Origin of the sequence: Nitrosomonas oligotropha (assembly GCF_009833085.1) — a bacterium.
GTDB classification, from domain to species: Bacteria; Pseudomonadota; Gammaproteobacteria; order Burkholderiales; family Nitrosomonadaceae; genus Nitrosomonas; species Nitrosomonas oligotropha.
Map to the genome: position 1 here is coordinate 1 of NZ_QRBZ01000040.1, position 6,288 is coordinate 6,288.

General features: G+C 46.9%; 7 protein-coding genes, 1 pseudogene and 1 riboswitch. Of the genes and pseudogenes, 7 read left to right on the forward strand and 1 reads right to left on the reverse strand.

Features of this window, described 5'->3' with window-relative positions; genetic code table 11:
- Positions 1-224: 224 nt before the first annotated feature.
- The 6 genes from ABD07_RS12770 (at position 225) to ABD07_RS12795 (ending at position 4,992) form a co-directional block, all read left to right on the forward strand.
- Positions 225-515 (forward strand): hypothetical protein, encoded by a 291-nt coding sequence (locus ABD07_RS12770; RefSeq protein WP_160818606.1) that lies wholly within the window; start codon positions 225-227, stop codon positions 513-515.
- Positions 516-521: 6 nt separating this feature from the next.
- Positions 522-1,484 carry an acyl-CoA synthetase family protein gene (locus ABD07_RS12775; RefSeq protein ID WP_160818607.1) on the forward strand — a complete coding sequence of 321 codons (963 nt, stop codon included), beginning with the start codon at positions 522-524 and terminating at the stop codon, positions 1,482-1,484.
- Positions 1,485-1,543: 59 nt separating this feature from the next.
- Positions 1,544-2,539 (forward strand): hypothetical protein, encoded by a 996-nt coding sequence (locus ABD07_RS12780; protein ID WP_160818608.1) that lies wholly within the window; start codon positions 1,544-1,546, stop codon positions 2,537-2,539.
- Between the two features lie 143 nt (positions 2,540-2,682).
- Complete coding sequence (locus tag ABD07_RS12785; protein ID WP_160818609.1) at positions 2,683-3,003, forward strand: hypothetical protein; 321 nt, start codon at positions 2,683-2,685, stop codon at positions 3,001-3,003.
- Entirely contained in the window at positions 3,000-3,899 is a 900-nt protein-coding gene (locus ABD07_RS12790) for a hypothetical protein (RefSeq protein WP_160818610.1), read from the forward strand. The genes ABD07_RS12785 and ABD07_RS12790 overlap by 4 nt, the downstream gene beginning before the upstream one ends.
- Before the next feature lie 4 nt (positions 3,900-3,903).
- A complete protein-coding gene (locus ABD07_RS12795) occupies positions 3,904-4,992 on the forward strand; it encodes a hypothetical protein (RefSeq protein WP_160818611.1) in 1,089 nt (362 codons plus the stop codon).
- Between the two features lie 37 nt (positions 4,993-5,029).
- Here ABD07_RS12795 and ABD07_RS15360 read toward each other — a convergent pair.
- Positions 5,030-5,179, reverse strand: a pseudogene (locus tag ABD07_RS15360) (DUF4113 domain-containing protein).
- 52 nt (positions 5,180-5,231) lie between these two features.
- Positions 5,232-5,318: riboswitch (cyclic di-GMP riboswitch) on the forward strand.
- A gap of 111 nt (positions 5,319-5,429) precedes the next feature.
- On the opposite strand from ABD07_RS15360, the gene ABD07_RS12810 reads away from it, so the two are divergent.
- Positions 5,430-6,288, forward strand: an 859-nt coding sequence (locus ABD07_RS12810) for a hypothetical protein (RefSeq protein ID WP_160818613.1), incomplete at its 3' end; no start/stop codon positions are given.

Below are 6,288 nucleotides of genomic sequence, written 5' to 3' on the forward strand. Positions count from 1 at the left end.
AAGGTCAATCGGGTACGTTTGTGTATGTTCATCTACAGTATTCTCCTGAATACTGTAAACAACGCTAGAAATTCTTACATTTAAGGTAAATCCGTTTAATTTTGGTCATTGTTTAACTCAAAGAATGAAGACCCCCTAACTCCAACCACCCTTACCCAATTCCTAACCTCGTAGTTTAGGAAAACTGCCAATCCAGCCGTGCGCTCTATCAATAAGATAGTCGCATGGCAAATATCACCGGCAACGACATTCAAGGAATGGTTTCTCATTGGACGAGCACCCCAGAAAACGGGTACTACGGTTCTGATTACGGTCAGGATTTGAATTCTTTATTGCACCTTCCTCAAGCAAATGGATCGCCTGACGCCGTGCTTCAAAAGCTCCGTTCGGATGTCCCAGCGCTACAAATACTTCCGTCCGGGTCAATAAATCTGTACAGCGTGCAAACGCCGCCAGACAAGCTTGATCTTATGCTGGAAGTTGCTGGCATATCAATTACCGTACCGAATAAATAGCGCGGCATGCTAACAAAACAAGACTTCCAACAGGTGATTGCGGATTCGATCAATTCCTATCCAGCTATCGCTCCGCTGTATCAAGTAAAAGATCCAAGAACAATGCAAAACTTGGAAGCTATGGCGGCCATGCTGGCGGTATTTTCTGCGCAGCTTGAAACTGCCGCTGCTGAGCCGTTTGAAAAAGTTCGCGATTCGACCGTACTTGCGGATGCTGCTATGCGCGGAGTGATTAAGAAGGCCGCCCCGGCCAGGGTAATAATTAGCGCAAAGAATAACGGCAACGCGCCTTTCGTGGTCGAAACCGGCAGAACAGTCATCGACTCTTCGGGGCTTTCATACATCATTGAAACCGCCGCAACGGTAGCGGCAAGCGGTGGCACCGGCACATTCTATGCTACCCAAGTTAGGCACGAAGCGATTGCGCATACGGTTTCCGGTAACATTCCTTTTTACCCAATAGAAATACCGGCACCATCCGATGACTCTTACTTGTGCGGCATATCAGTAAGCGATTCCGGTGGTCTGTATGAATACCGCGAGAGATATGTCAACACATGGCCGGATGAGCGTGTATTTCATGTTGAATCCGATGACCGGCAGCGGCTCTATGTGCGATTTGGTCAGACTGACATCGTGGGCGTGCAGCCCGCAGACGGTCAAATAATCAATTTGACCATATCCAGAACAGCCGGTGAAATCTCCATTACGCCGGGATCAAACTTCGCATTCGAGTACCTGCAATCGCCAATTGAGTCATCGGTTGAATTGACATTGGATCAACTGGTGGAGAGCGGCAAAAATCCGCCAGACATGGCGACATTGAGGGACTTGGTTAGATACCCGTCAGTCTACAATCATTCGGCGGTATTTCTTGGCGAATTCGATTTTGTTGTGAGCAGGGCTTACCCTGACACAAGATTTCTGTCTGTATGGAATGAGGCTGTTGAGGAATCGGTTACCCATTAGGACTATATCCGGCCCAGGTTAGCGATTATGCGGCAGTTGCTGCCGCAGGAACTGCGGCGGTGGCCCTGACTACTTATAATTCTAACGGATCGAACATAAATTCGACACGAAACTATGCCTACGTTGATCCTGCTAACGGAGACATCTTTATCGCCGATACTTATCTGGCCGGAACGAGTGGGTGTCAAGTCTGGAAGTACAACGTGCGCGGCGATTTAATTACTACCGCCACGCTGGATTCAACCCCGTCCGTTGCTAATTTGGTTCAGATGGTTGCTCTTTCCAACGGCAATCTATGTGTTATGTGGACAAACAATGCATCGCCGTCAAAGCTTTTCTTCCAAATCTTGGATAAAACGCTACTCACCGTGGTTGCAAAGACTGAGATTGATACTGCTGGCGTTAACCCGTTGCCTAACTCTCACATTATCGCGCTATCCGGTGGCGGTTTTGCCGTTGCGTATTGTAGAGCCGGTTTTAATTCTCGTTTTACTATCAGAGATAATGCTGGCAATGTAGTCAAAGCTCCAACAGATATAGCGGGGATGGCAACACCAAGTTCTGGAACCGCCGCTGGCCCAAGATTTCGCCTTGCGCAGCTATCGAATGGCAATATAGCTGTTGCCGTTAATGAAACAACTTCCTCAAACAATCTGCAATTCTGCATCTATGACACAGCGGGTAACGTTATCGTTGGTTATACATCATTAACCGGTGGGGTTGGTGCCATAAGCGTATACCCGGATATAGCGGTGATGAATGGGTACTTTTGCATTGCTGTGACTGGCAGCAGGGCGTATGTTGTAAACAATGCCGGAACAGTTCAGGGATCAGCCATAAATCTAACGACCTATAATCCCAGCTCTGCATTTTCTGTCTTAAGCGACGGCACATACTTCTGGATTGGTTTAACCAGAATTTCTGGCGGTTTCTTTACGCTGATTCGCATAAGTAGTGGCGGGGTTGAGTACACGCTGACGCAGATCAATGCGAGCGGGGTAACAATCGACGTTCAAGCGCGCAAAGCTGCAATTTTAGCCGGTCAGTTGAATTAAGTCTCAAGGTCATTTCAAAGACGAAACAAACCCGCTTCGGCGGGTTTTTTGTTGCCGTCAATAAAACGGAAATCATAGCCATTTCACTAGGTTTCGTTCTTTATATTTATCAGCAATAAAACTATTTGTGCAGGTAAATACAAATGTCAGAAGGAAATAATATTGTTGACGAGTCTCAGCTCCCTAAGCTGACATTCAACCCAACAACCGGGACAAAAGTAGGCCCGTTCGCAAAGGGTGGGTGGTATCAGCTGGTGGCAACACAAAATTGTTTTGTGTGCGTGGTTAGCGCGCAAGCAGCCATCAAGGGAGATGATGCGGCATCGGTAACCTCAGATAGTGGGTGTGACTTATTCTCCGGTAATGGAGAAAAGTGGTACATACCTGATGGCGGTTATTTGGGCGCAATAGGATATCCGGGCAAATCTGGCGATATCAGAATTTTCCGGGTGAGACGGCCATGAGCCAAATTAACTTAGCCAATGTTATGCGGCAGAATCCTGACACTCTTCAATTTGAGGTGGACGAGGTTGCTGTTGATCTAATGGAGAAAACCTGGTTTGAATTTCAGGCAATAACAACATTCTATGATATTTATTATTTTGTCAAAGACCTTCACTCGGTTGGATCTTCTGGCGGGAGTCTTTGGAGAGGTGATTCTGTCGCAAATAAGGCTTCCTTGCATAGCGGGCCGGTAAGATTTCCCAATTTCCCTAGCGCACCAAATCCGGCGAGTTGGCCCGGTCTTAGGGTATGGATTGAGACCGGAGTGGGTATCGGTGGCGTTGAAATGTTGAGCCGGGATATAGGTGGAGGAAATTACAGGTACCGTTATGCTGCCGGGCGCGCACTATTGAAATTCAGATCGTCTGATATTTCAAAAACCAGTAACAAAGATACCGAGGAAGCTCTCGAAGGATGTCTTCTGCCGCGCAACAATAACAGAAACATCATGCAGAATGGCGATGTTTTGATGCTTGTGCAGCATGCTAGAAAAACCGGAACCGCTAATAATTTCGGGCGTGATTTCAGGGTCGGGCCAAATGGCCCTGGTGCCAACATATTACTAGACGCTAGTGTTGGTGATGCGGTTGCCACCGGATCAGGCAGCAACATTTCTGATGATGAGGTGCATAGATTCAAACGCATCTCTGCAACATCTTTTAAAAAAATGGGGCCGAAGTTTTCCACATCGACGGCAGGATTCGCTTCAACCGCGAGAAGCGCTGCTGTTCCGGTAGCAAATATGGACGATGCTGACACATATTTCAGCTCGACATTTTGGCTCCCCACTGTTGGCGCAACTGACACCCAGATTCTGGAAGATTGGTATTTAGAACTCATACACGCTGGCGGGTAATACTATGTCAGTGTCTGCATTGAGTAATTTCCCCATTTGGCGGCAAAAAATATCAGCTGTTCCACGTATTGTATGGGGATCGCGCTACGATGGCAGCATAGCGCTAAGCGCGCCGTATCGTGTCGGATCTGCATCAGATCCGTGGAATAATTATTTTCTCGATGTAACCGGCACGGACTCACTCGGCAGAGCATTTGCAGATGCGGCAAATATATACGGGCCAGGCGCTACCACCCATATTCAATCGATAACTCGCAATAGCATCAATCTGGCTGATTTTAGCTCAAATAATTCGGTTGTCCTTGAGCCATCAGTTATGCCGGGCGTGCCTGGTAATCAGTTAACAATCACACACATAGTCGGGCCAACTCCGGAGGGCGGGAATATAACGCGCCCGCAAACTGGCCTTTATCTCGTTAACTATGGGCTTAATCACGTTGATATTCTGGCGTGGGAGATTTACTTCCGCCTGCCCGCAAACCTATTCGACATACTGAAATACGTTGAGGATGTCAGCAACGCACATTTTATGCAGCTGTGCGGTATAAAAACATCCGGATTTGCAGGTAGCATAAACGCGGGTGACTATCGTGTGACTTTATCGGTTTTGAAACGATCTAGCCCTGGCCGCCTGGTTTGGCGGTTGCAGGGCGATGATTTTGGCAATAATGCCACCGGGTCGGAATGGGGAGTAGGCGGCAGTCCATCTCCGCATCCTGAGTACGATTTGCTGGTTCAGAACAATAAATTTATTTGGTCTAAAGAACCCACGGCATCGAACGTTCCGCTGAATGTGCCGCTGGTCATGAAGTTCTATATCAAACGCCCGGCACGCAATTACATTTGGATTCCTGGATCAGGATATCAGCAAGATTTAACAACTGGGATCAGCCGCTGCGTTGTGCAACGAGTGGATACTAAAGAAGTTGTTTTTTCGCACGATCAATTAGGCGGACAGCAAACCGGAGCGTATCTGTTACCACTGGCGCGTCACAATATTGCGCTGCTGTACACTCTGGGCATGGCACCAAGCGGCCCAGCTTGCAGCATCGAATACGGGGCGGTCAATTTCTACGACCGTGAGTTTTTTTAATTTGGTGGATTTGCGTGCCAAATAACTGGCGTAAATTTTATTCCACACAAACCAACTCCTCCCAATCCGTAGTGTAGTTCTGGCTCATTTTATCCCTGCGCATCAGCTATTTTTGCTGCATTCCCTGGGATACCAGTCGGATTGTGCTTTTCCCCATCCGGTCGTTGATTCTGTCCATCACATCCATAATTCCTTTCTTTATTCTACGCTGGCACAATTTATGCTTTGATACTATCGCAACATGAAAAAGGCAAACTCTGCGAAAGCAGAGGACGCAAAGTCACTGATCTAACGGGCAAACACCCCAAGATGGCAGGACTGCCAGGTAGCGCCAATCGTTTCATCATATGCATGATTTGACGAGTATCGAACAAAATAACTTCGATGCATGCGTATCCACGCAGTTCCGTCCTTTTATCTTTAAGGAGGAACCAAACATGAACACCAATCATTACTCATTATTAACGAACAATTCGCGAGTGCTAATTAGCGAAACTGTTTTATTCAAACAATCCGGCGCAGACAAAATTATCAAGCCTCATGCAGGTATGACATTTTTTGTCATGATGTTACTGATTGTTGTCTCTAGTTTTTTTGTTACACCTGCAGCTTACTCGGCGAATCTATTGTTCAAGTCAAATTTAGGTTCTGGTGTTTCTCTCGGAGCGCCATATAACTTCTCAGCTCACGGAGCATATCAGATGATCAATGGAACTGATAAAGAAACTGGGTATACGTGGCCGGTTTCTGCTTTGGGTGCAAATTTCTCGGGTGTGCAACTCATTACTGTCGATCCTATTACTTCTTCGACAATCGGAAATTACATCAGCAATCAAATTCGATCAGTAGCAGGACCAAAAGGGGCCGCGGTTAATGAGCTTTTTCAACAAGTAAAAATAACAGGCGAACTGGGGCGAGCTGGCTCACAGGCACCGTTGTTGATTGAAAGGCCATGGAAAATTGGTGATGTCAATGATTTGTACATTACTTACTGGTTTAAATATCAAGCCGATCTGGAGACACAGCTGGATAATACGGTTTCATCCGCGAATTGGCGGACACAATTCTCACTCAAAACAGGGGGGTACAATAACACTGGCGAGGGTGATTATCGAATGAGTGTGACCGTGATGAAGGGATCCGATAACAAGCTCTATTGGATGACAAAGGGTGATAATGTGGGTGGCGTATTCCCCACCAGGGTCGATTACTGGCGTGAAGATAATCATATTGTTCCAGTGCCGATAGATAAATGGTTTAAATTTGAAGTTTATTGGCACCGGTCAAGTGGCACTG

Excerpts from the sequence above, each read along its gene's own strand:
- ABD07_RS12770 (WP_160818606.1), top strand. The coding sequence starts at position 225 with ATGGCAAATATCACCGGCAACGACATTCAAGGAATGGTTTCTCATTGG.
- ABD07_RS12775 (WP_160818607.1), top strand. The coding sequence starts at position 522 with ATGCTAACAAAACAAGACTTCCAACAGGTGATTGCGGATTCGATCAAT.
- ABD07_RS12785 (WP_160818609.1), top strand. The coding sequence starts at position 2,683 with ATGTCAGAAGGAAATAATATTGTTGACGAGTCTCAGCTCCCTAAGCTG.
- ABD07_RS12790 (WP_160818610.1), top strand. The coding sequence starts at position 3,000 with ATGAGCCAAATTAACTTAGCCAATGTTATGCGGCAGAATCCTGACACT.
- ABD07_RS12795 (WP_160818611.1), top strand. The coding sequence starts at position 3,904 with ATGTCAGTGTCTGCATTGAGTAATTTCCCCATTTGGCGGCAAAAAATA.